This window comes from Stenotrophomonas sp. YJH_SMC_53, assembly GCF_059369995.1.
Map to the genome: position 1 here is coordinate 147851 of NZ_JCAFTF010000001.1, position 23214 is coordinate 171064.

The window sequence follows — 23214 nt, forward strand, 5'->3', positions numbered from 1 at the left end:
CGGGATGACGATGACCGGTGCCGCTCCCGCTGTCCTTTTGCCTGAGAGTTCAGCGGCGTTGGCCGCGTGCCCCTTCGGCGGATCGTCCCGGGCGTGCCCGGTGACCTCTCTCCAGCTCGGCGAGTCGAATGCATGGTTGGTGGGATTCCAGCCCACCGGCCTGAGCGATCATGGGAGCCTGCGCCTTCGGCGGGCACCAGCGCGGCGCCACTCTCCTGCATTCGGGCGCCAGTATATCCGCTGCAGTGCAGCACGGCATAATCCGGGCATGGCCCCGTCCCTCCGCCCGTGGTTCCTGTACCTGCTCGAATGCCGCGATGGCAGCTATTACGCCGGCATCAGCACCGACGTGGATGCGCGTTTCGCCGCCCACCAGGCCGGCAAGGGCGCGCGCTACACCCGGGCCCGGCCACCGCTGCGCGTGCTGGCCGTGCGCGAGTACCCGGACCGGGCCGCCGCCTCGCGGGCCGAGTGGCAACTCAAGCAGCAGCCGCGCGAACGCAAGCTGGCCTGGCTGCAGGCGCCGGTCCTGTAGATCCACGCCACGCGTGGATGGGCTACCCGGCCCATGCGATGATCGCCCCGCGCCCAGAGCTGGAGACCCGGATGTCCACGATCGCCCTGCTGTTCGCTCTTTCCGCAGCAACGAGCCCTGCCCCCGACCCGGCCACCCTCGCGGCCATCGAAGCCACCTGCCACGACTACGTCGACGGCCAGCTGGAGGCCGACCCGCAGCGCGTCGCCCGCTCCCTGCATCCGGACCTGGCCAAGCGCGCTGTGCTCGGCGATACACCCGACGAACGCCTGGGCCTGCGCCGGATGTCGAAGGAAGAACTGGTCTCGCTGACGAAGCAGGGCGTGCTGAAGACGCCGAAGGATCAGTGGGACCGCCGCTGCACGGTGCTGGACGTGACCGGCAACGCGGCCTCGGTGCGGCTGGAAACCCCGTGGTTCGTCGACTACTTCCACATGGGGCACTTCGGCCAGCGCTGGGTCATCGTCAACGCGTTGTGGTACCCGAAGCCGAAGGCGCAGTGAGCGATGCGTGCCGCTGGCAAGGCATGGATCTCCGTCGTCGTGCTGGTCGCCGGCATCGCGCTGCTGCCTGGCCTGCTGTACCTGCTCGGGCTGGCATTGGCAGGCGGTCGGCCGACGCCGGCCGACCGTGCGCCCAGTGGTGTGGCTGCGTGCAGCAGTGAGCCACGGGCGGGATACCAGCCGATGAACCCCTGGCGCTACACCGCCCAGTTCTTCGACAACGACGCGATGAAGAAGGTGCCTGAAGTGGAGCGGGAGGCCTTCTGGATTGCCCGGCGCTACCTGTGGCGGCAACCGCAGCGCGGCATGCTGCGCTGGCAGCTCAGCAGTACCGCATTGACGATCTGGATCACCCGGCATTGGAGTACCGCGCAGATTGCCGACACCGCAAGGAAGGAGGACTTCTGCCGGACCTGGTCGAAACGACGGGTGTCCGGTGGCCCGATGAACCGGTAGATCCACGCCATGCGTGGAGGGTGTTGACCGGGTCAGAGCCCTTTCCTGCGGAAAGGGATCGGACCCCGTTGCGTGCAGCCCTACCGCTTCGGCCGCCGGTCGTCGCGGTCATCACCGAAGATGATCCGCGCACTGCGCTGGTAGCTCCAGTACGCGACTGCCCAGTTCAGCAGCACCACGATGCGGTTGCGGAAGCCGATCAGGAAGAACACGTGCGCGGCCAGCCAGAACCACCAGGCCAGCACGCCGGAAAGCTGCAGCCGGCCCAGGTGCACGATCGCGGCCATGCGGCCGATGGTGGCCAGGTTGCCGTAGTCGGCGTACTTGAACGGGCCGGGCTCGGGCTTGCCGTGCAGGCGCGCGCGGATCACCTCGGCCACGTATTTGCCCATCTGCTTGGCGGCCGGTGCCACCCCGGGTACCGGCTTGCCGTCGGCCTGGCTCAGTGCGGCCAGGTCGCCGGCCACGAACAGCTCCGGGTGACCGGGCAGGGTCAGGTCCGGTTGCACCGGCACGCGTCCGGCGCGGTCCAGTGGCACGTCCAGCGTGCGCGCCAGCGGTGAAGCGGCCACGCCGGCGGCCCAGACCACGGTGCGCGCCGGTACGAACTGTTCGCCGAGCTTGAAGCCCTGGCTGTCGATGTCGCTCACCGGGGTACCGGTCAGCACTTCCACGCCCAGCTTTTCCAGTTGGCGGCGCGCCTTCAGCGAAAGCACATCCGGGAACGAGGACAGCACGCGCGGCCCAGCCTCGACCAGCCGCACCCTGGCGCTGGCCGGGTCGATGTGGCGGAATTCGTTGCGCAGCGTGTGGCGCGCGATCTCGGCCAGGGTGCCGGCCAGTTCGACGCCGGTGGGACCACCGCCGACGATGGCGAAACTCAGCCACGCCGCCTTCTTCGCCGGGTCCGGTTCGGCCTCGGCGCGTTCGAACGCCAGCAGCAGCTTGCGGCGCAGCGCGATGGCATCGTCCAGCGTCTTCAGGCCGGGCGCATCATCGGCCCACTGATCGTTGCCGAAGTAGGCGTGGGTGGCGCCGGTGGCCAGCAGCAGGCTGTCGTAGTCCAGCGTGCTGCCATCGGCCATGCGGATCTGCCGCGCCCGCTTGTCGATGGCCACCACTTCGCCGAGGCGGACTTCCACATTGCGCTGGTGGCCGAGGATGTGGCGCAGCGGTGCGGCGATATCCGGCGCGGACAGGCCGGCGGTGGCCACCTGGTACAGCAGCGGCTGGAACAGGTGATGGTTGCGGCGATCGACCAGGGTGATGCGTATGCGCTCGCGGGCCAGGGCACGGGTGGCCCAGAGACCGGCAAAACCGCCGCCGACAACGACCAGGTGGGGAACGCGCTCGCGACTCATCGACTCACTCCAGTGGGGCATCGGGGGAAGCGCCTGGCATCTTCGCACGGCGGCCACCTGTCACGTCAGCGCCTGCCCGGATCGGCGATACTCGGGTTCAGGCAACGGCCCGTGAGGAGCCCATGAGCGAACCGGAAAAGCGCATCGCCCTGTTGATCGACGCCGACAATGCGCCGGCCTCGAAGATCGACGAGGTCCTGGCCGAAGTCGCCCGCTACGGCGTGGCCAACGTGCGCCGTGCCTACGGCAACTGGAAGAGCCCGCGACTGAAGGGGTGGGAAGCGGTGCTGCATGAGTATGCGATCCGCCCGATCCAGCAGTTCGCCTACAGCAAGGGCAAGAACGCTTCGGACATGGCGATGGTGATCGATGCCATGGACCTGCTGTACGCGCGCAACCTTGATGGCTTCGCCATCGTCTCCAGCGATGCGGACTTCACCCCGATGGTGATGCGCCTGCTGACCGATGGCGTGAAGGTATATGGCTTCGGCGAGAAGAAGACGCCCGAGCCATTCGTCAATGCGTGCTCGAAGTTCACCTACCTGGAGGCACTGGGCCAGACCCATGCCAGCGTGCCCGATGCCGAACAGGCGTCCAGCGAGCAGGCCTCGAACGAGCCGGTGGCCAGCGACGATGCGCGTCCACGCAAGAGCGGTGCGGAAATGCGCAGTGACACCCGGCTGGTGAAGATGCTGCGCCGTGCGGTGTCCGCGGCCGAGGGTGAGGATGGCTGGTCGCACCTCGGCCCGGTCGGCAGCCAGATCGGCAACCAGGCCTCGTTCGATCCGCGCAACTATGGCTACGGCAAGCTCAGCGACCTGCTGGCGGCGATCGGCCTGTTCGAGCTGAAGAAGGACGGCAAGTCGTCCTACGTGCGCGCGCTGCCAAAAAAGAACAGGTAGTGCCTGCCGCTGGCCGGCAATGCCCGGATGCCAGATCCCGCATCCGGCACGCACACACCCGTAACGATCAGGCGTATCGTTGCCGCTCGCATTGCCAGCAAGGAAAACCCGCATGTTGAAGATCTGGGGCCGCCGCAATTCCAGCAACGTCCGCAAGGTACTGTGGTGCGCCGAGGAAATCGGCCTGCCGTACGAATCCATCGAAGTCGGTGGCAGCCATGGTGGTACGCAGACGCCGGAGTACCAGGCGATGAATCCCAACGGCCTGGTGCCGGTGATCGAAGACCACGGCTTGCCGCTGTGGGAATCGAACGCCATCGTGCGCTACCTGAGCGCCCGCTATGCACTGGGCACCCTGTACGCTGAGGACCCGATGGAACGCGCCCAGGCCGAGAAGTGGATGGACTGGAGCACGTCGCGGATGGCGCCGCTGTACAGCGACCTAGTCTGGGGCATCATGCGCACCGCGCCGGCCGACCGCGATGAAGCGCGGATCAATGCCGCCATCGTGCGCGCCGGTGACTACCTGGCGATGGCCGACGCTACCCTGGCCAGGCAGCCGTGGCTGTCGGGCGAGACGTTCGCGATGGGCGACATCCCGCTGGGCTCGCTGGTCTACGCCTGGTACGAGCTGCCGATCCAGCGACCGGAGCTGCCGCATCTGGCTGACTGGTATGCGCGGCTGCGTGAGCGCCCGGCCTACCAGCGCGGCGTGATGTCGCCGCTGACGTAAGCGAAGGCGTCCGGGGTCAGAGCCCTTTTCTGCGAAAAGGGATCCGACCCCAGGGCATCGGGGTCGGATCCCACCCGACGGGTGGGCTCTGACCCCTCAATACAGGTCCGTTGGATCCACATCCAGCGACCAGCGCACCTTGCGTGCTTCCGGCAGCGCATACAGCTGCGGAACCAGCTGCGCGAGCACGCCATGCAAGGGTGGCCGCTGCGGCGCCGACAGCAGCAGCTGTGTGCGCTGGTAGCCCGCGCGCCGCGGCATCGGCGCCGGCATCGGGCCGTACGCCTCCACCACGTTCTGCTCGCCCAGCAACTGCCGCGCAGCCAGCAGGAACGCATTGGCGTGCTCGACCTGCTGCGCTTCGGCGCGCATCAGCGCCAGGTGCGCGAACGGGGGGAACCCTGCGGCTTGCCGCTGGTTCAACTCGGCCTGCGCGAACGGGTGGTAGCCACCGCTCACCAGGGTTTCCAGCAGCGGGTGACCAGGGTGATGGGTCTGCAGCCAGACCTCGCCGGGGTCACGCGCACGTCCTGCACGACCGGCCACCTGGATCAGCTGCTGCGCCAGCTTCTCGCTGGCGCGGAAGTCGGCGGAGAACAGGCCTTCGTCGATGCCGACCACCACCACCAGGGTCAGCTTCGGCAGGTCGTGGCCCTTGGCCAGGATCTGCGTGCCGACCAGGATGCCGGGCTGGTCGCCCAGTTTCGCCAGCTGCTGCTCCAGCGCATCGCGGCGTGAGGTGGTGCCACGGTCGATGCGCACCACCGGGAAATCGGCGAAGGCGGCGGTGAGGTGTTCTTCCAGGCGTTCGGTGCCGATGCCCTGCGGCTGCAGCGCCAGGCTGCCGCAGGCCGGGCATGCCAACGGCGCCGGTTGCCGCGCACCACAGTGGTGGCACTGCAGGCGTCGGCCGCCGCCATGCACGGTCATCGGCGCATCGCAGCGCTGGCAAGGCGCGGTCCACCCGCAGTCGTGGCACAGCAGCACCGGTGCGTAGCCACGGCGGTTCTTGAACACCAGCACCTGCTGGCCACGCTGCAGGTGTTCGCCGATGCCGGCCAGCACATCGGCCGAGAGGCCATCGTGCAGCGGCCGCTTGCGTACATCGAGGATGCGCACGCGCGGTGGCCGCGCATCGCCGGCGCGCTGCTTCAGGCGCAGGTGCGTGTAGCGCCCGGCGTAGGCGTTGTGCAGCGTTTCCAGCGAAGGGGTGGCGCTGCCGAGCAGCACCGGAATGCCCAGCGCCTTGGCGCGCACCAGAGCGAAATCGCGCGCGTGGTAACGGATGCCGTCCTGCTGCTTGTAGCTGCCGTCGTGTTCCTCGTCGACGATCAGCAGGCCGGCCTGCGGCAATGGCGTGAAAACCGCCGAGCGGGTGCCGACGATGACCCGCGCTTCGCCGCGGGAGGCGGCCGCCCAGACGCGCGCGCGCTCGTTGTCGTTCAACCCCGAATGCAAGGCGTGCACGGCGATGCCCAGGCGGCCGCGGAAACGTGCCAGGGTCTGCGGGGTCAGGCCGATTTCCGGTACCAGCACCAGCGCCTGCCTGCCCTGCGCCAGGCAATGGATGATCGCCTGCAGGTAGACCTCGGTCTTGCCGCTGCCGGTCACGCCGTCCAGCAGGAACGGCTGGAAGCCGTCGGCAGCGTTGATCGCAGCCACCGCCCCGGCCTGGTCCGGGTTGAGCGTGGGGCCGGGCAGCGGCTGCGCATGCTGCGGTGCCACCGTCATCGCCACGCGCTCGGCCAGTTCGCGCTTGGCCAGGCTGCGTGCAGCGGTGCGCCAGTCGGCCATGCGTTCGCCGAGCACGTCCTCATCCACGATCGCTCCTGCCAGCAGCTCGGCCAGCTGCCGCGGACGGCTTCCGGCGCGCAGCTTTTCGCGCTGGGCGTGGCCTTCGGTGGTCAGCTGCCAACCCCAGTGGTGGGTGTCGGGCAGGGCCTCGCCATGGCGCAGCGGGCCGGGCAGGGCGGTGCTCAGCACCTCGCCCAGTGGCGCATGGGTGTAGCGCGCCAGCCACTGCAGGCTCTGCCAGAGTTCGCCCTGCAGCAGCGGCTGCCGGTCGCACCAGGCCAGCGCCTGGCGCAGTCCCTGGCCGTCGTCGGTCTGGCCGTGGCCGGCCACCACGCCGACCAGCTCGCGGTTGCCGAACGGCACCTTCAGGCGGCAGCCGACCGCGGCCGTGGGGCCATCGCCCTCCGGCGACAGGTAGTCGAACAGGCGGGGCAGGGGGACGGGCAGGGCGACCTGCAGGGTCGGAATGGGTGAAAGCATCGGGCCAGTGTAACGGGCCATGCATGCGCGAATGGCAGGGGGCAGACGTGCCCGGGCGACGACCGTTGAATCATAAATGTCACCTAAATATCGGTGTCCATTGGAGATTCAGTCTTATCCACATGTTCTGTGGATAACGTTGTGCGTTACCGGTCGACGGGAACGCAGGAGGCCGATGGCGACGAGCTCACCCTTGGGTTGGTCAAAAAATCGCCACACTTCAAAGTTATTCAAAATCAACAACTTGAGTGTGAAACATTGCTGAAACAGAGTGAATTCAGCGGCATGCCGCAATTTCCCGCGCGGGGAGCGTGGTGCTGTGCACAACCTGCAGCACGAAGTGCCTGTGGGCGCAAGTCCTACGGGTGCCGATGGGCTGCCGCTATCATGCCGGCAGACCTTTGGAGTGACCGATGACGGCTGTGCCCGCCCCTGTTTCCTCGACCGCGGCCGGCGCGCTGTCGGCGTTCCTGCGTGGCGTCGAACGCCGCGCCCTGGTGGTGGCTGAACTGCAGTGCGGCGATGCCGCGCGTGCCGAGCAGACCCTGGTGGCAGTGATGCGCGCGTTTGCGGCGGTCGCCAGCGACCTGCCGATGGCGCAATGGCCGACCCGCTTCTGGACCCTGCTGGGCCAGCGCCAGGCGCTGCGCGAGCCGGCGGGCGGGCAGTGGGCCCCGTCGTTGGCCGCGTTGGGCGCGATGCCGCCACTTCCACGACTGGCGCTGCTGCTGCGGGTGGGCGGCAGCCTGGACGAGGGCATCGCCATGCGCGTGCTCGACCAGGACGAGGCCGGTTACCAGCACCTGCTGGCCGATGCCTGCCCGCGTGATGCCCAGGGTCGGCCCGATGCCGTGGCCTGGCGCCAGTTGGCCGAGCAGGTACAGGCCCGTGTCCGTGACCTGCCGGCCGCACGCCTGCAGCAACTGCAGCAGCCGGCCGCACCCACCACCCACAATGAAGCACCGGCCTCCAGCTGGCGCGCACCGCAGCGGGACGAGCGTGCGGCCGCCAACGGCAAGCGCCGCCGCGCGAATGCCAGGCCGCGCTGGCGCGGTCCGCTGATCCTGCTGGTGACCGTGGCGGTACTGCTGGCCGCCGCGCTGGGGTGGCGCCACCTGCAGGGACATTCGTTCGGCAGCGATGCACCCTTGCCGGAGGGCGTGGTGGGCGAAGCCGGTCCGGTGACCGTGGAAGCCCTGCCACCGAGCAAGGTGGACGCCGCACCGGACGCGGGCCAGGCGCAAGCCAATGATGACGCAGCGATGCTGGCAGATCGCGACTACCCGCTGGTCGCCGATGCCGACCTGTACGCGTGGACTGCCGCGGGCGGCCCGCTGCCGGTGGATGAATCGCAAGCCAAGCCGAGCCGGCCGGAGCCGGCCAGTGCCACGCTGGAAACGGCTGCCGCCGATGAATAAGTACGTGCTCGCCAGCTTGCTGCTGGCCCTGCCGCTGTCGCTGTCCGCCGCACCGCAGCCGTTGAGCGTGCCGTTGCCGCCACCGGTTCCGGGCAGTTCGCCGGCCACGCCGGCGTCGACCGCTGCAACAGCACCTGCCGAATTCGTCCAGCTGGATGCGCAGCAGCAGCGACAGCGCCGTGCCGACTACGCCGCCTGGCGCGCATTGCCGGAAGCAGAGCGCGAGCGCATCCGTCAGGCGGCTGCGCGCTTCAATTCGCTGCCGGCCGATCAACAGCAGCGCATGCGGCAGCAATTCCAGGCGCAGGATCAAGCGTTCCGCGACGGATGGCGGCTGGGCCCGCAGCTGGGCCTGGAATTCCCCAAGCTGCACGGACTGTTCGGATTCGTGCCACCGGAGCAACGCGAGACCGCGCTGGCCGTGCTGCGCCAGCTCAACCCGGCGCAGCTGGCCCAGCTGGCCCTGGTCGCGCAGCGCACGCCGCCGCAGGAACGCGACACGGTACGCAGCGCCTTCCTCGCCGTGCCCGCCGCCGAGCGCGACAGCTGGCTAAAGCGCCAGGCCGGCCAGTAGAAAAGGGGACGGAGGGGATTAAGTCGTATCAGGCCAGTCAGTGCCGAATGCGACTTAATCCCCTCCGTCCCCTTTTTGCTTGGGGCGGCTGAAACCCAGCATTCACGCCATGTCATGGGAATGCAGGCGCCGCCCGCGTAAGATGGGCGCCCGCAACCCGGTGCCTGTGCCCTTCGCGCGCAACCGCAGTTCGCGTCAAGCACCTTATGTCTACTGCAACCTCCACGCCGCGCTTCAGCAAGGAAGTCGGCGCCACCGGTCTGCTCGCCCTGCCGCTCGTGCTGGGCCATGTGTCCACCGGTCTGATCTCCTTCGTCGACAACGTGATTGCCGGCCACCACGCTACGGCGACCCTTGCCGCAGTCACCATCGGTACGGCGTTGTTGTGGCTGCCAATGCTGATTCCGATCGGCACCCTGATCTCGCTCACCGCTTCGGTGTCGCAGCTGCACGGCGCCGGCCGCGAGCGCGAGATCGGCCCGCTGTTCCGCCAGGCACTGTGGCTGGCGCTGGGGCTGGGGCTGATCATGTTCACCTTCCTCACCGTGGTGCCGCCGCTGCTGCCGGCCTTCGGCATCGCGCCGGACATCGTGCCGGGGGCGACCGCGTTCCTGCATGCGGTGCGCTGGGGTGGCCCGGCGCTGACCCTGTACTTCTGCATGCGTTATCTCAGCGAGGGCATGCACTGGACGCTGCCGACCATGCTGCTCGGCTTCGGTGGCCTGCTGGTGCTGGCACCGATGGGCTACGTGCTGGCCAATGGCAAGCTCGGCTTCCCGGAGTTAGGGGCCGAGGGCCTCGGCATCGCTTCGGCGGTGATGATGTGGCTGCAGGCGACCGCATTCGCCCTGTATCTGTGGCGGACCAAGCGCTTCGCCCATCTGCAGCTGTTCTCGCACTTCGAGGGACCGCGCTGGAAGGCGATCTGGGAGCTGCTGCGCACCGGCCTGCCGATCGGCATCACCGTGCTGATGGAAGGCGGCCTGTTCATCGTCACCGCCTTGCTGATCGGCCGCCTGGGTGCCAATGAAGCGGCGGCACACCAGATCGCGATCAACGTCGCGCAGCTGTGCTTCATGATCCCGATGGGCGTGGCCGAGGCCACCACCGTGCGCGTCGGCCATGCGGTCGGCCGTGGTGACGGCTTCGGCGTGCGGCGTGCGGCGTGGGCCGGTTACGCGATCATCATGGGCACGCAGACGTTGTCAGCGGCGGTGCTGCTGTTCGGCCACGATGCCATCGTCGGTGTGTACACCAACGACCTGGCCGTGGCCGGCCTGGCCTCGACCCTGCTGCTGTACGCGGCCACCTTCCAGTTCCCGGACGGCATCCAGGTGCTGTCGGCGGGTGCGCTGCGCGGCCTCAAGGACACACGCGTGCCGATGTTCATCGCCATGTTCGCGTACTGGGGCCTGGGCATGCCGCTCGGCGCCGGGCTCGGCCTGGGGCTGGGCATGGGCCCGCAGGGCATGTGGATCGGCCTGATCGTCGGCCTGACCGCCGCTGCCATCCTGATGGGCTGGCGCCTGCGCCGTAGCAGCCAGCGCATCGGGCAGTCCGCGCTGTCCTGATCTTCCTGCCCGCCATGCCGCCCCATGGCGGGCGATCCCCTGACTTGTGTCCGATGCCGCATCACGCGGCACCGGCTATGCTGGTACCACGGCAAGAAGCCATCCGGAGCGTTCCATGAATCAACCCGTGCCCCCGCTGCCCCCGGCGCGTCGCAACCCCGTCGCCAGTTTCTTCATCGGGCTGTGGGACGTCATGAACTTCACCCGCCGGTTGATCCTCAACCTGGTGTTCTTCGGCCTGCTGTTCCTGCTGCTGGTGATGTTCGTCATCGCCGCCGGCATGGGCGCCGGTGCCAGCAAGTCACTGCAGGACCGCACCACCCTGGTGATCGCGCCGGAGGGCCGCCTGGTCGAGCAGTTCAGTGCCGATCCGGTCAGCCGCGCACTCGCCAAGGCGGTGGGTGACAACGGTGCCGAAGAGATCCAGCTGCGCGATCTGCTGCGGGTGATCGAGTCGGCCAAGGACGACAAGAAGATCGAGCGCGTGGTGCTGGAGCTGGACAAGCTGCAGCCGTCCGGCTTCGCTTCGCTGCGTGAAGTGGCCGCCGCGCTGCAGGATCTGCGTGCCTCCGGCAAGCAGCTGGTGGCCTACAGCGAGAGCATGGGCCAGTCGCAGTACCTGCTGGCCGCGCAGGCCGACGAGGTCTACCTGGACCCGATGGGTTCGGTCGTGCTCGAAGGCCTCGGCCGCTACCGCCAGTACTTCCGCACCGGCCTGCAGGACAAGCTGGGCGTGGACGTGCACCTGTTCAAGGTGGGCGAGTACAAGTCCGCGGCCGAACCGTACGTGCTTGACGCCGCGTCGCCGGCCTCCAAGGAAGCCGACCTGTTCTGGATGAACGATGTGTGGCAGCGCTACCTGGGCGACATCGCCAAGGCGCGCCGCCTGGATCCGGCGCAGCTGGCTGCCGGCATCGACACGCTGCCGGAAGGCATTGCCGCCGCCGGTGGCGACCTGGCCAAGTTCGCGCTGCAGCAGAAGCTGGTGACCGCGCTGAAGACCCGCGAGGAATTCGAGGATCTGATGATCGAGCGCGGCGTGGCCGACGAAGACGCCGACGGTGGTTTCCGCAACGTCGACTTCGGCCGTTACCTGGCCCTGCTCGACGCCCGCCGCAACCCGGTGGACTCGCGTCCGCAGGTGGCCGTGGTGGTGGCTGCCGGCGAGATCAGCGGTGGCGACCTGCCGGCCGGCCGCATCGGCGGCGAGTCGACCTCAGCGCTGTTGCGCGCCGCGCGCGACGACGACAACGTGAAGGCCGTGGTGCTGCGCGTCGATTCGCCGGGCGGTGAGGTATTCGCCTCCGAGCAGATCCGCCGTGAAGTTGTGGCGCTGCAGGCTGCCGGCAAGCCGGTGGTGGTGTCGATGGGCGACCTGGCTGCCTCCGGTGGCTACTGGATCAGCATGAATGCCGATCGCATCTACGCCGATCCGTCGACCATCACCGGTTCGATCGGCATCTTCGGCATGGTGCCGAACTTCAGCCGCGCGCTGGACAAGATCGGCGTGCACACCGATGGTGTCGGCACCACCCGTTTCGCCGGTGCATTCGATGTCACCCGCCCGATGGATCCGGCCGTGGGCCAGGTCATCCAGTCGGTGATCAACAAGGGCTACGCCGACTTCACCGGCCGCGTCGCCGACGCCCGCAAGAAGCCGGTCGAGGCGGTGGACGAGGTGGCTCGCGGCCGCGTGTGGAGCGGTGCGCAGGCCAAGGAACGCGGCCTGGTCGATGCCTTCGGTGGCCTGAAGGATGCCGTGGCCGACGCTGCCAGCCGTGCCAAGCTGGGCAAGGCCGACGCTTATCGCGTGCGCTACATCGAGAAGGCGGCCACGCCGTTCGCACAGTTCGTCAGCGGTTTCGCCGGCAGCCGCGCCGGTGCCTGGATGCTGTCCGATTCGGGCATGGCGCGGATGATGCTGGCACGCACGATGCCGGAAGTGGACACGCAGCTGCGCTTTGTCGAGAACGCGGCCCGCGAAAAGGGCAACGGCGCACCGGTGAAGGCGCTGGCGTACTGCTTCTGCGGGTTCTGACCGGCAACGCTATCGAATGAAAACGCCCGGCTCAGGCCGGGCGTTTTCGTTCATGGGGTCGGATCCCTTGGCTTCGTAAAGGGCTCTGACCCCATAGGCCACTCGTCATTGCGCCGCGTCGGCCTCGGCCTTGCGCTCGCGTGCGGCGGCTTCATCCACGGCCTTCTGCGCGCCCTTGGCGCGGTCCAGCGGCTCCTGCATCGCACGCGACATCGCTTTGGGCACCGGTGGCTTCTCCGGGTTCGGCGTCGGCGGACGCTGGCAGGCCACCAGCTGCACGATGGCCAGCAGGGACAAGAACAGGATCAGGATGCGCATGGCGGTACTCCGCGGTGGGCGTTCGCGCAGTGTCGCATCTCCGGCAACGCCCTGCCGTGAGCGCGTATCCTTGCGGCATCGAAACACAGCGGGCGCGGCCCCGGAGGACACATGACCCAGCAACGGTGGCGCCTGGACGGCCAGACGGCCCTGATCACCGGCGCCAGCGCCGGCATCGGCCTGGCCATCGCGCATGAACTGGCGGGGCTCGGCGCCGATCTGATGATCGTCGGCCGCGATATCGACATGCTGGAGACCGCGCGCGACGAACTGCTGGATGTGTATCCGCAGCACCAGGTGCATGCGCTGGCCGCGGACGTCTCCGATGACGAGGACCGCCGCCAGATCCTGGACTGGGTGGAAGACCACAGTGATGGCCTGCACATCCTGGTCAACAACGCTGGTGGCAACGTCACCAAGGCGGCCACGGAGTATTCCGAGGACGAGTGGCGCAAGATCTTCGAAACCAACCTGTTCTCGGCCTTCGAGCTGTCGCGCTACGCGCATCCGCTGCTGGCCCGGCACGCGTCGTCGTCGATCGTCAATGTCGGCAGCGTGTCCGGCCTGACCCACGTGCGCAGTGGCGTGGTCTACGGCATGACCAAGGCCGCGATGCACCAGATGACCCGCAACCTGGCCGTCGAGTGGGCCGAGGATGGCATCCGGGTCAACGCGGTGGCGCCCTGGTACATCCGCACGCGGCGCACGTCCGGTCCATTGTCGGACCCGGACTACTACGAGGAAGTGATCAACCGCACGCCGATGCGCCGCATCGGTGAACCGGAGGAAGTGGCCGCAGCCGTGGGCTTCCTGTGCCTGCCGGCGGCCAGCTATGTCACCGGCGAATGCATCGCAGTGGATGGCGGTTTCCTGCGCTACGGGTTCTGATCTCTCAGCGGGTAGTGCCGGCCGCTGGCCGGCAACTGCAGACATCTGAAGATCCTGCGATTGCCGGCCAGCGGCCGGCACTACCGCATGGCAGTCACCCCGGTACCGGGCAGTTGCTGTCCTCCAGCACGCCCTGCAACCGTTCGCGTTCCCCGCGGGCCTTGTCGCGGTTCTCCGGCGAGGCGAACCGCTCGCGGCCACGTGCGTCGCGGAAGCGTTGCTGCCACCTGCTGCAGCGCTGCGCTTCCGGCAGTTCCTCGCAGCGGTCGCGCACCACTTCGCAGCCTGCAGCGTTGACCGGTGTGGCGCCGCCCAGGCCCTGCACGGTCATCAGTTCGCAGCGGCCTGGGGCAGCTTCGTATTCGTGCAGGTAGCCACCGCCCTGGCTGTCGGTGCACTGGAAGATGGGCGGCAGCGGCGGCTTCGGCGGCGCATTGCTGTCCGGCGCGGCATCAGCCTGGCGTGGCAGCGATGCACTGTCGAGTATCAGATCGCCGCCTTCACGTTCGACCATGCCGGCTTCCATGATCGTGCGTCCTTCGCCCGGGCGGCGGGGGCTGGGCACCGAAGCGGGCGATGTACCCGCTGTCGCCGGTTCGGGCGGCGGCGCAGGTGCTGCTGTGACTGATGCAGGCGGCGCACTGGCGGACGCCGGAATCCGCACCACCTGCTGCTTGCTGCCGGTGGGGCAGGGCGTGCGTTGCAGGGTAGGCACATCGCTGCTGCTGGAAGTACAGCGGTAGATCACCCCGTCGTCGGCCACTGCGTTGCCGGCGAACAGGCCCAGGGCCAGCCAGATCAGGTTCTTCATGCGCACAGCGTACATGCCACGGCAGGTGCTGCGCTCAGCGGTCGCAGTCCCGCGACAGGCGTGCGTCGATGCCACGCTGTTCGTTGCTGATGGCAGTACGCTCGCTCTGCAGCGCACTGTTGTAGCGGCGGTCCAGTTCCCAGCGGCGGTCGCGCAGGCGCGCGCAGACTTCCTGCGGCGGCAGCGCATGGCAGCTGTCGCGGACCAGCACGCTGCCGGCCGGAACCTGCACACCGACACCCACCGCGGGCGGCCGGTAGCCGGTTCCTTCACCGATGGGGGTGCCGACCGGCGTGCCGAAGGCCGGGCGTGGGCCGGGATGGACCGGGCCGTGGTGCCCGTGCGGAAGCCAGACGCTGGTCCATAACGGTACCCAGCGCGGATTGCCCTCGTTGTTGTCGCTGGTATAGCGGCGACCGTCGTCGCTCACGCATTCGTACAAGGGCTGTGGCGGCTGGATGTAGACGTGGCGGACTTCGCGATCGCGCATCACCGGAACCTCGTCGGGAGGCGCGGGCGTCGCATCGCTGCGCACCACCCGTGGCGTCGGGTCGCGCGGGCGCTGCAGGTCGCGCACTTCCTGCCGGCCGCTGCTGCAGGGCCTGTCCTGCAGGGCCACGGCACCATTGCTGGCGACGCAGCGATAGACGCGCACGTCCTCTGCGGCCGGTGCGGTCCATGGCAGCAGCAGGCACAGGCCCAAGGCGGTGCGCAACAGGTTCATGGCGGCAGGGTGCGTGATTGTGCGTGGCAGTGCAATCGTCCGCTCAGGAGCGCAGCACGTTGCCGCTGAGCGCGTCGCGGATCGGGGTCGGTTGGGCCAGGCCACCGGTCTCGCCATCGAGCAGGCCATCGAGCAGGCGCAGCAGGCGCGGATCCAGCTCGGCGCGACTGCGTGCCGGCGGTTCACCGGCCAGGTTGGCGCTGGTGGAGATCAGCGGCCCGCCCCAGGCGCGGCACAGCGCGGCGACCAGTGGGTGGGCGCTGATGCGTACGGCGATGCCGCTGTGTTCACCGGTGACCCACGGTTGGGCGCGCGGACCGGCCGGCAGGATCCAGGTGTTGGCGCCCGGCCAGCTGGCCAGAACCGCACGCTGGCGGGCGTCGGGCAGCGCCTGCAGGCGGACCCAGCCCTCCAGCTGCGACAGTTCGGCGGCGACCAGGATCATGCCCTTCTCGATCGGGCGCTGTTTCAGCCGCAGCACCGCGTGCACCGCGGCTTCATGTGACGGATCGCAGCCCAGGCCCCAGACCGCTTCGGTCGGATAGGCGATCACGCCACCGGCGCGGAGCGTGGCGACAGCAGAGTTCAGGGTGAGTTCTTTCATGACGGCGACCGGCCCGACGTGGGACTTCATTATCCCCCTGCTGCGTGCAGAAGGGGTGGAACGCGCCCGCTCGGTAGTGCCGGCCGCTGGCCGGCATCCGAGGCTTCCAGGTGTTGCCGGCCAGCGGCCGGCACTACCCCTCATCCGCGCATGGCGTGGATCTACTTCTTTGCAGCGGTCTTCTTGACGGCCTTCTTCGCCGGTGCCTTCTTTGCGGCAGCTTTCTTCACAGCCTTCTTGGCCGGCGCTTTCTTGGCCGCGGCCTTCTTCGGCGCTGCTTCCTTCTTCACCGCAGCCTTCTTGGCCGGTGCCTTCTTCGCAGCGGCCTTCTTGGCGCCGAAGCCCTTGCGCACCGGCTTGCCGGTTTCTTCCATCAGCTGCTGCACTTCAGCCAGGGTCAGCGATGACGGCTCGCGATCCTTGGGGATCTTGCCGTTCATCCTGCCATCGCTGATGTACGGGCCGAAGCGGCCGTTCAGCACCTGGATATCGCTGCCCTCGAACTCCTTGATGATCCGGTTGCGCGCGATCTCTTCCTTCTCTTCGATCAGGAATACGGCGCGGGCCAGGTCGATGGTGTACGGGTCGTCTTCCTTCTTCAGCGAGGCGTAGGTGCTGCCGCGCTTGGCGAACGGGCCGAAGCGGCCGATGCCGACGCTGACCGGCTCACCCTTGTCCTCGCCCAGTGCGCGCGGCATCAGGAACAGTTCCAGCGCGTCTTCCAACGAGATGGTGTGCATCGACTGGCCGGGGCGCAATGAGGCGAACTTCGGCTTTTCCTCGGCGTCCTCGGCGGTGCTGCCGATGGCGGCATACGGCCCGAAGCGACCCAGCCGCACGCTGACCGGCTTGCCGGTCTTGGGGTCGGTGCCGAGCTCGCGCGCGCCACTGGCCTCGGCGCGGTCGACCGATTCCTTCTTGTCTTCGACCAGCTCCTTGAACGGCTCCCAGAAACGGGCCATCAGCGGGATCCATTCTTCCTCACCGCGCGAGACGGCATCGAGCTCGTCCTCAAGCCTGGCAGTGAAGTCGTAATCCACGTACTGGGTGAAGTGGCTGGACAGGAACTTGGACACCGCGCGGCCCACGTCGGACGGGCGGAAGCTGCGGCCTTCCATTTCCACATACTTGCGGAACAGCAGGGTCTGGATGATCGAGGCGTAGGTCGAGGGACGGCCGATGCCGTACTCTTCCAGCGCCTTCACCAGCGCCGCTTCGGTGTAGCGCGGCGGTGGCTGGGTGAAATGCTGTTCGGCCAGGATGCGTTCCAGCGGGATGCGGTCGCCCGGCTTCATCGCGGGCAGCTTGCGGCCCTCATCCTCGTCCTCGGCGCTCTTGTTGTCCTTGCCTTCCTCGTACACGGCCAGGAAGCCGGGCACGACCACGGTGGTGCCGCTGGCGCGGAACACGTGTTCGCTGCCGGCCGACAGGTCGACGCTGACCGTGTTGAGCGTGGCCGGGATCATCTGGCAGGCCACCGCACGCTTCCAGATCAGCTCGTACAGGCGCCGCTCGTCGTCGGTAAGGAACCGGGCGACCTGCGACGGGGTGCGCAGGGCCGAGGTCGGGCGTACGGCTTCGTGCGCTTCCTGGGCGTTCTTCGACTTGGTCTGGTAGGTGTTGGGCTGGTCCGGCAGCGAGGCGATGCCGTAGTCGCGGGCGATCACGTCGCGGATTTCCGCCAGCGCGTCCTGCGACAGGTTCACCGAGTCGGTACGCATGTACGAAATCAGGCCGACGGTGCCTTCGTCGCCGATGGCCACGCCTTCATACAGCTTCTGCGCCACCTGCATGGTCTTGCGGGTGGTGAAGCCGAGCTTGCGCGAGGCTTCCTGCTGCAGGGTGGAGGTGGTGAACGGCGGCGCCGGGCGGCGCTTGCGCTCCTTGCTGGCGACGTCGGTGACGTGCAGCGAGCCCTGCGCGGCCTGCTGGATGCGCATGCGCGCCGCTTCAGCGGTGTCGCCATCGGTGACGGTGAACTGCTCGAACTTCTGCCCGTCCAGCTTGACCAGCTTGGCATTGAAGTGCTGGGACGGGTGCGCGCACTCGGCAGCGATCGACCAGTACTCGCGGGCGATGAAGGCTTCGATCTCTTCCTCGCGCTCGACGATCATGCGCAGCGCCGGGCTCTGCACGCGGCCGGCAGACAGGCCGCGCTGCACCTTGCGCCACAGCACCGGCGACAGGTTGAAGCCGACCAGGTAGTCAAGTGCGCGACGGGCCTGCTGGGCGTCGACGAGGTCGCTGGCGATCGCACGCGGCTGGCTGATCGCTTCCTTGATGGCGCGCGGGGTGATCTCGGTGAACACCACGCGCTGCATCGGCTTGTCCTTGACCAGCCCGCGTTCCTTCAGGATCTCGGCGATATGCCAGCTGATCGCTTCACCCTCGCGATCCGGGTCGGTTGCCAGCAGGATGTCGTCGGCGCCCTTGGCGGCCTTGGCGATCGCATCGACATGCTTTTCGTTCTTGTCGATCACGTCGTAGTGCATGGCGAACCCGTTGTCCGGGTCGACCGCGCCTTCCTTCGGAATCAGGTCACGCACATGCCCATACGAGGCCAGGACGGTGTAGTCCTTGCCGAGGTATTTGTTGATCGTCTTGGCCTTGGCCGGCGATTCGACGATGAGCAGGTGCTTGGGCATGGCAGCAGTGTCTGTGGGGCGAGCCGCAGGGAAGGGGCCGCTAGGGTGGAGCAAACGGCCGCATTAGTGAAGCGGCCACGGACAAATCAATACGCTGAACGCCCGGTAGTGTGCCGGGCGTTCAGGTTTCACCTTATTAGAGGAATCACGCCCGGCCAGCCCCTGTCAAGCAGCCAGACGTGAGGATGGCCGTTCATGAGGCCATCTTGGCGATGAAGCCGACCGCAGCCACCAGCAGCACCAGGCCCGCCACCGTCAGCAGGCCGGTCAGTACCAGGATCACGATGGTGACCGTACCCAGCTCATGGCGCTGCAGCTGCGGCTGGTCGGTGTAGGCCCAGCGGTCGACCACCAGGGTGTCGCAGATCATGTCGTGCAGGCCCTGCTTGCGCTCGGTGAAGGCGGCCATCAGGAAGCCGATGCCCAGGGTGAAGCTGCTCAGCAGCATGGCCCAGTAGCGACCGAAGGCGCGGCCACGGGTCAGGCGGCCACCATTGCTGCGCACGACCTTGATGCCGACCGCCATCTTGCCCAGCGTGGCGCCGCCCTGCGAGGAATGGAACCAGGTGTAGTAGGCCACGCCGATGGCCATGTTGATCAGCGCGCTGGCCAGCTGCGCGACGATTTCGATGGAGGTCTCGCCACTGCCCACCGCGCCCATGCTGGCGCCAAGCACCACGCCGATGATGGCGCCGATGATGCCGCCCGGCACGGCCAGCACGAAGTAGTCGATCATGTAGGCCGCGACGCGCTTCCAGAAGCCGGCGTAGACCACCTCGCCGCCGATCACCGGCCGCGCGCCACCGGCAGCGGCGGCGGCCGGTGCGTTGTAGGGTGAGCTGCTGAGCGCGCCCGTGCCAGGCAGCGGCGCAGTGCCGTTGTCGATGGCGGCGTAGTCGCTGCGCAGGTCGAAGCCGCCACTGGCAGTGGCGGTGCTGGCGTCGGCCAGCGTCTGCAGGCCCAGTTCATCGACCACCTGGCGCAGTGCAGCCCACTGGGCCATGCCTTCGCGCCAGACCAGGGTGTCCAGGTTCAGTTCGCCGCGCTGGAAGCGCTGGCGGATCTCCTGGACCGACAGCGGGCCCTGGCGTTGCTGTCCTACGGCGTAGTACCACTCAGTCATTGCATGTTCCCTGTTGGATCGTCCTTGGATGTGCTGCCGTGCGCGTGGCTCAGCCGCGGCATGACGTCGGCAGGTACTTGTCGTCGCTTTCACCGCTGCATTCCCAGCGGCCGCTGTCGCGATCATATTCCAGCCACAGCAGGTCGCCATCGAGGCTCTTGCCGGGCACGGCCAGCGTTGCTTCGATGCCACAGTGGCCGTTGTTGAAGCGGCCGATGTTCACCGCCGACAGGCCGGCCTGGGTGAAGTCACCCGGGGCCGGGAAACCGGCATCGTTGGCACCGGGGCAGCGGCCTTCATCGTCGGCGAAGTGCTGCACCTGCTGCTTCAGCGGCTGCAGGGCATTGACCGCAGTCGCGATCCTGGCACGCACGGTGTAGTCGTTGTATGCGGGCAGGGCGATCGCCGCGAGGATGGCCATGATCGGTACCAGTACCAGCAGCAGGCCGCCGCCGATGATCGCGGTCAGGGCGCAACCGGAGAGCTTCTTCTTCGGCGGCGGCAGGACCCCAGCCGCCGCCTGGGTGGCATAGGGCGTGGACGGCGGCAGTACAGGCGGCTGCGGCGGAGGCGGGGCCACCGGTTCCGGTTCCGGCTCGGGTTGCTGGGCCGGCGCAGCAACGTCCAGCGCCGGCACGATCAGGCCCAGCTCGTCGACAACGGTGCGCAACGGCTGCCATTGCGGCAGGCCGTCGCGCCAGACCAGGGTGTCCAGGGAGATCTGGTTGTTTCGGAACAATTCGACCAACTGTTCCGCCGGCAGCGGGCCTTGCTGCCGGTTGCCTTCTGCATGGAACCACTCGCTCACGGGGACGCTCCTGAATGCGCTATGCCCCCAAGTGTACGGTCAGTGAAGGGGTTCTGGCTCGTCCATGAACATCTGCGTCTCCATCCAGGCATAGGCCGCTTCGGAGCCGGGCTGGTTGAACAGCACCATCAGCACGACCCATTTCAGGTCATCCAGGTCCAGTTCGTCCTGGTCCAGGGCCATCGCCCGGTCCAGCACCAGCTCGCGCTGGTCGGCGTCGAGGATGCCGTGCTGTTCCAGGTACAGCAGGAAGCCGCGGCATTCCACATCCAGCTTGTCCAGCTCGGGGCCATGGTAGATGCGCACGGGGCCATCGACCCGCGCCTGGGCCACGCTCGGCCGCTGCGCGGCCAGGGCATCGAGCCAGTCGAACGCCTTGTTGATCTCGGTGGGGCTGAAACCGGCCTGGATCAGGCCGTTCTGCAGCGAATCGCGGTCACGGATCAGGTCCGCATCTTCGCTGAAATAGTGTTCAAACAGGTACAGCAGTACATCCAGGATGCTCTCTTTCATTGCCCCTCGGCCTGCGTCGCGCGACGCTGTGGAGGTGAAGAAACTAGGGAGTTCGACAGTAGCGGCCGTGTACGCACACCACGATTCCCGCCAGTTCCATGGCCAGCAGCATGGAGGACACCTGGGGCGCCGTCAATCCACAGCGCGTGATCAGTGAATCCATACCGCTTGGGTTGTGGTCCAGGGCTCGCCACAAGCACTGGTAGTCAGGGTCGTCGGCCCAGCGCGCCGGCAGGAGGGCCGGCAGTGCCTGTTCAGTGGGGGTGGACAGCCGCGATTGCAAGCCCGGCAGCTGCAGGCGAAGGGCAGGGGCGAGCAGTTCCAGAACCTCCTCGGGGCGCTCGACCAGCGCCGCGCCCTCGCGGATCAGGCGGTGGCAACCAGCCGCGCGCGGGTTGAGCACCGACCCGGGCAGGGCACAGACCTCGCGGCCTGCCTCGGCGGCCAGGCGCGCGGTGATCAGCGCGCCCGAACGCTGCGCGGCCTCGACCACCACGGTGGCCAGCGCCAGCCCGGCCACCAGCCGGTTGCGCGCGGGGAAGTGACCTGGGCGGGCCGCCGTACCTGGCAGGTACTCGCTGAGCACCACGCCCTCGGCGGCGATGCGCGCCTGCAGCTGGGCGTGGCTGTCCGGATAGGCGCGGTCAGGGCCCGTGCCGATCACCGCCACGGTGCAGCCACCGGCCTCGAGCGTGGCCTGGTGCGCAGCCGCATCGATGCCTGCGGCCAGGCCGCTGGTCACCGCCAGGCCCGCTTCGACGAAACAGCCGGCAAAACGCGCGGCCAGTGCGCGCCCGCCCGGGGTGGGGGAACGGCTGCCGACCAGCGCCACCGACGGGCGCCAGGCCAGGCTTGGGTCGCCGGCGACGAACAGCGCCAGCGGCGGGTTGGGCACCTCCAGCAACGAGGGTGGAAAGGCCGGATCGGTGCACGGCAAAAGGTGATGGTTGTCCTGTTCCAGCCAGCGCAGGGCGGCTGCACGCGCCCGGGCGTCGGGACGTTCCAGCGCGGCGCATTGCTCCGGCGTGCAGCCGTGCGCGCGCCAGTTCGCCGGGCCTTGCGCGATGGCGGCTTGCGCACCGCCTGCGGCCTGCAGCAGGGCCCGTCGTGGCGCCAGTGCGCCTCCCGCCATCAACAGGCGCAGCAGCGCCTCATATGCATGCGTGGTCATCCCCCACTATCGGCCGCACACAACAAAGGCGCCCTAGGGCGCCTTCGCACGTGATCGTCAGGTTTTCCCGCAGACGCCTGCCGGGCAGCGGCCGGCACGCCCGGCAACGGTTACTTCGCGTCCGGGTGCAGCGCGTTGTAACCGACCTGCACCGGCTTCACGCCCTGCATCACCAGCGCGTAGCTGACGTTGTCGAAGGTACGGAACACCATCGCGTGTGCGGCATACTCATCCGGCAGCGAGACCCGGCCCGCGCCGGTGCTGAGCGAGTCGTCCATGCGCGAGGAGTTCGGGTACTTCATGCGGTGCGCCACATGGCGGCCCGGGCGCCACAGCGAGAACACGGTGCCGTTGTCCACGCCCTGGGCACGGCCGGCCGAGATCGCGATCACGTCGCGCGGGCCACCGGCATTGAACATGTCGGTGACGGCCAGCACGCGCACGTCCACACCCTCGACACCGGCAGCGGGTACATGAGGGATGAACTGCAGGTCGTACGGCTTGGCTTCGACCGGCACCAGGCGGTCACCGGCGCGCACTTCGCGGCCGCCGTCGTTCTTGTCCAGCACCAGCGTGGAGGCCTCGACCTTGCCGCCGGCAATCTGGGTGATGGTGCCGGTAGCGACCTGGGCCAGCTCGTAGCCGAGCACGCCACGGCGGGCGTTGGGCGCGTTGTAGGCCTTCCACAGGTTGCCGCTGCCCGGGGTCACGTCGCCATTGGCGGTCAGGTCTTCAGTCGGCTTGGGCTGGGCGTACCGTACGGTCGGGCGTACCACGGCCCAGCGCTGGCCCACCTGGGCATCGGCCAGGCGCACGTAGACGGTGTCACCGCCGGACACGCGCAGGCGGCTGTCCTCCAGGCCGACCACGTAGGGCAGCTGCTTGATGCTGTCGACAACGCTCAGCTGCTTCAGGAACGGCTCGACCTGGGCCAGCGGAATGGCGTCGATCGGGGCCTCCTGGCGCGGGCCGGCCTGGGACACGGTCACCCGGTCCAGGTAGGCAAGGCTCAGCACGTCACCTGGATAGATCAGGTGCGGGTTGGCGATCTGCGGATTGGCTTGCCAGATCTCCGGCCACAGCCAAGGCTTCTGCAGGAAACGTGCGGCGATATCCCACAACGTATCCCCTTTTCGGACCACATAGGTGTCCGGGTGCCCGCCATTCACTTCCACGGCGGTAGCATAGGCAGCCACGGTCAGCATCGCCGCGGCGACGACCGTACGAAAACGAAGCAACATAGG

At 68.1% G+C, this 23214-nt stretch carries 22 protein-coding genes and 2 riboswitches; of the genes, 10 read left to right on the top strand and 12 right to left on the bottom strand.

Annotation, left to right across the window (positions count from 1 at the left end; translation table 11 throughout):
- Positions 1 to 21: 21 nt before the first annotated feature.
- Positions 22 to 125: riboswitch (glycine riboswitch) on the bottom strand.
- Between the two features lie 13 nt (positions 126 to 138).
- A riboswitch (glycine riboswitch) is annotated at positions 139 to 228 on the bottom strand.
- A gap of 40 nt (positions 229 to 268) precedes the next feature.
- The 3 genes from AC5P7X_RS00705 (at position 269) to AC5P7X_RS00715 (ending at position 1494) form a co-directional block, all read left to right on the top strand.
- On the top strand, positions 269 to 535 hold the full coding sequence (locus AC5P7X_RS00705; RefSeq protein WP_005419660.1) for a GIY-YIG nuclease family protein: 267 nt from the start codon (positions 269 to 271) through the stop codon (positions 533 to 535).
- A gap of 71 nt (positions 536 to 606) precedes the next feature.
- Positions 607 to 1038 carry a nuclear transport factor 2 family protein gene (locus tag AC5P7X_RS00710; RefSeq protein ID WP_495214326.1) on the top strand — a complete coding sequence of 144 codons (432 nt, stop codon included), beginning with the start codon at positions 607 to 609 and terminating at the stop codon, positions 1036 to 1038.
- 3 nt (positions 1039 to 1041) lie between these two features.
- Positions 1042 to 1494, top strand: coding sequence for a hypothetical protein (locus AC5P7X_RS00715; RefSeq protein WP_495214327.1), 453 nt, complete (start codon positions 1042 to 1044; stop codon positions 1492 to 1494).
- 80 nt (positions 1495 to 1574) lie between these two features.
- Here AC5P7X_RS00715 and AC5P7X_RS00720 read toward each other — a convergent pair whose 3' ends face one another.
- On the bottom strand, positions 1575 to 2855 hold the full coding sequence (locus tag AC5P7X_RS00720; protein ID WP_005419654.1) for an NAD(P)/FAD-dependent oxidoreductase: 1281 nt from the start codon (positions 2853 to 2855) through the stop codon (positions 1575 to 1577).
- A 122-nt stretch (positions 2856 to 2977) separates the two neighbouring features.
- On the opposite strand from AC5P7X_RS00720, the gene AC5P7X_RS00725 reads away from it, so the two are divergent.
- Complete coding sequence (locus AC5P7X_RS00725; protein ID WP_253136384.1) at positions 2978 to 3757, top strand: NYN domain-containing protein; 780 nt, start codon at positions 2978 to 2980, stop codon at positions 3755 to 3757.
- 112 nt (positions 3758 to 3869) lie between these two features.
- The gene (locus AC5P7X_RS00730) at positions 3870 to 4490 is read left to right on the top strand and encodes a glutathione S-transferase family protein (RefSeq protein WP_346607363.1); all 621 of its coding nucleotides are present in this window, start codon (positions 3870 to 3872) and stop codon (positions 4488 to 4490) included.
- A 96-nt stretch (positions 4491 to 4586) separates the two neighbouring features.
- Here AC5P7X_RS00730 and AC5P7X_RS00735 read toward each other — a convergent pair whose 3' ends face one another.
- Entirely contained in the window at positions 4587 to 6764 is a 2178-nt protein-coding gene (locus tag AC5P7X_RS00735; RefSeq protein ID WP_005419648.1) for a primosomal protein N', read from the bottom strand.
- Between the two features lie 413 nt (positions 6765 to 7177).
- Between AC5P7X_RS00735 and AC5P7X_RS00740 the strand changes: the two genes are divergently transcribed.
- From AC5P7X_RS00740 to sppA, 4 genes are all read left to right on the top strand, one after another.
- The gene (locus tag AC5P7X_RS00740) at positions 7178 to 8182 is read left to right on the top strand and encodes a hypothetical protein (protein ID WP_053496966.1); all 1005 of its coding nucleotides are present in this window, start codon (positions 7178 to 7180) and stop codon (positions 8180 to 8182) included.
- Positions 8175 to 8756: a DUF3106 domain-containing protein gene (locus AC5P7X_RS00745; RefSeq protein WP_053496968.1), complete on the top strand. Its 582-nt coding sequence runs from the start codon at positions 8175 to 8177 to the stop codon at positions 8754 to 8756. Before AC5P7X_RS00740 ends, AC5P7X_RS00745 begins: the two co-directional genes overlap by 8 nt.
- A gap of 206 nt (positions 8757 to 8962) precedes the next feature.
- Positions 8963 to 10327 carry an MATE family efflux transporter gene (locus AC5P7X_RS00750; RefSeq protein WP_005419642.1) on the top strand — a complete coding sequence of 455 codons (1365 nt, stop codon included), beginning with the start codon at positions 8963 to 8965 and terminating at the stop codon, positions 10325 to 10327.
- A gap of 115 nt (positions 10328 to 10442) precedes the next feature.
- Positions 10443 to 12365 carry a signal peptide peptidase SppA gene (gene sppA, locus AC5P7X_RS00755; protein ID WP_061478137.1) on the top strand — a complete coding sequence of 641 codons (1923 nt, stop codon included), beginning with the start codon at positions 10443 to 10445 and terminating at the stop codon, positions 12363 to 12365.
- 105 nt (positions 12366 to 12470) lie between these two features.
- On the opposite strand, the gene AC5P7X_RS00760 is transcribed toward sppA, so the two are convergent.
- A complete protein-coding gene (locus AC5P7X_RS00760) occupies positions 12471 to 12683 on the bottom strand; it encodes a hypothetical protein (RefSeq protein ID WP_111175347.1) in 213 nt (70 codons plus the stop codon).
- A gap of 111 nt (positions 12684 to 12794) precedes the next feature.
- On the opposite strand from AC5P7X_RS00760, the gene AC5P7X_RS00765 reads away from it, so the two are divergent.
- Entirely contained in the window at positions 12795 to 13571 is a 777-nt protein-coding gene (locus AC5P7X_RS00765; protein WP_014038643.1) for an SDR family oxidoreductase, read from the top strand.
- Between the two features lie 94 nt (positions 13572 to 13665).
- Here the strand turns inward: AC5P7X_RS00765 and AC5P7X_RS00770 are convergent, their stop codons facing one another.
- From AC5P7X_RS00770 to AC5P7X_RS00810, 9 genes are all read right to left on the bottom strand, one after another.
- A complete protein-coding gene (locus AC5P7X_RS00770; protein WP_171958280.1) occupies positions 13666 to 14382 on the bottom strand; it encodes a hypothetical protein in 717 nt (238 codons plus the stop codon).
- A gap of 34 nt (positions 14383 to 14416) precedes the next feature.
- Positions 14417 to 15106 carry a hypothetical protein gene (locus tag AC5P7X_RS00775; protein WP_065196854.1) on the bottom strand — a complete coding sequence of 230 codons (690 nt, stop codon included), beginning with the start codon at positions 15104 to 15106 and terminating at the stop codon, positions 14417 to 14419.
- Between the two features lie 43 nt (positions 15107 to 15149).
- Positions 15150 to 15740: an L-threonylcarbamoyladenylate synthase type 1 TsaC gene (tsaC, locus tag AC5P7X_RS00780; protein ID WP_495214328.1), complete on the bottom strand. Its 591-nt coding sequence runs from the start codon at positions 15738 to 15740 to the stop codon at positions 15150 to 15152.
- Positions 15741 to 15871: 131 nt separating this feature from the next.
- Positions 15872 to 18355, bottom strand: coding sequence for a DNA topoisomerase I (locus AC5P7X_RS00785; RefSeq protein ID WP_206619971.1), 2484 nt, complete (start codon positions 18353 to 18355; stop codon positions 15872 to 15874).
- A 193-nt stretch (positions 18356 to 18548) separates the two neighbouring features.
- Complete coding sequence (locus tag AC5P7X_RS00790; RefSeq protein ID WP_495214329.1) at positions 18549 to 19478, bottom strand: RDD family protein; 930 nt, start codon at positions 19476 to 19478, stop codon at positions 18549 to 18551.
- Between the two features lie 49 nt (positions 19479 to 19527).
- Entirely contained in the window at positions 19528 to 20286 is a 759-nt protein-coding gene (locus tag AC5P7X_RS00795; RefSeq protein ID WP_053496977.1) for a pilin, read from the bottom strand.
- A gap of 39 nt (positions 20287 to 20325) precedes the next feature.
- Entirely contained in the window at positions 20326 to 20799 is a 474-nt protein-coding gene (locus AC5P7X_RS00800; RefSeq protein ID WP_005419622.1) for a DUF494 family protein, read from the bottom strand.
- Between the two features lie 43 nt (positions 20800 to 20842).
- Positions 20843 to 21970 (bottom strand): DNA-processing protein DprA, encoded by a 1128-nt coding sequence (gene dprA, locus AC5P7X_RS00805; protein ID WP_065196855.1) that lies wholly within the window; start codon positions 21968 to 21970, stop codon positions 20843 to 20845.
- 110 nt (positions 21971 to 22080) lie between these two features.
- Positions 22081 to 23211 carry a LysM peptidoglycan-binding domain-containing protein gene (locus tag AC5P7X_RS00810; protein ID WP_005419620.1) on the bottom strand — a complete coding sequence of 377 codons (1131 nt, stop codon included), beginning with the start codon at positions 23209 to 23211 and terminating at the stop codon, positions 22081 to 22083.
- Positions 23212 to 23214 lie beyond the last annotated feature (3 nt).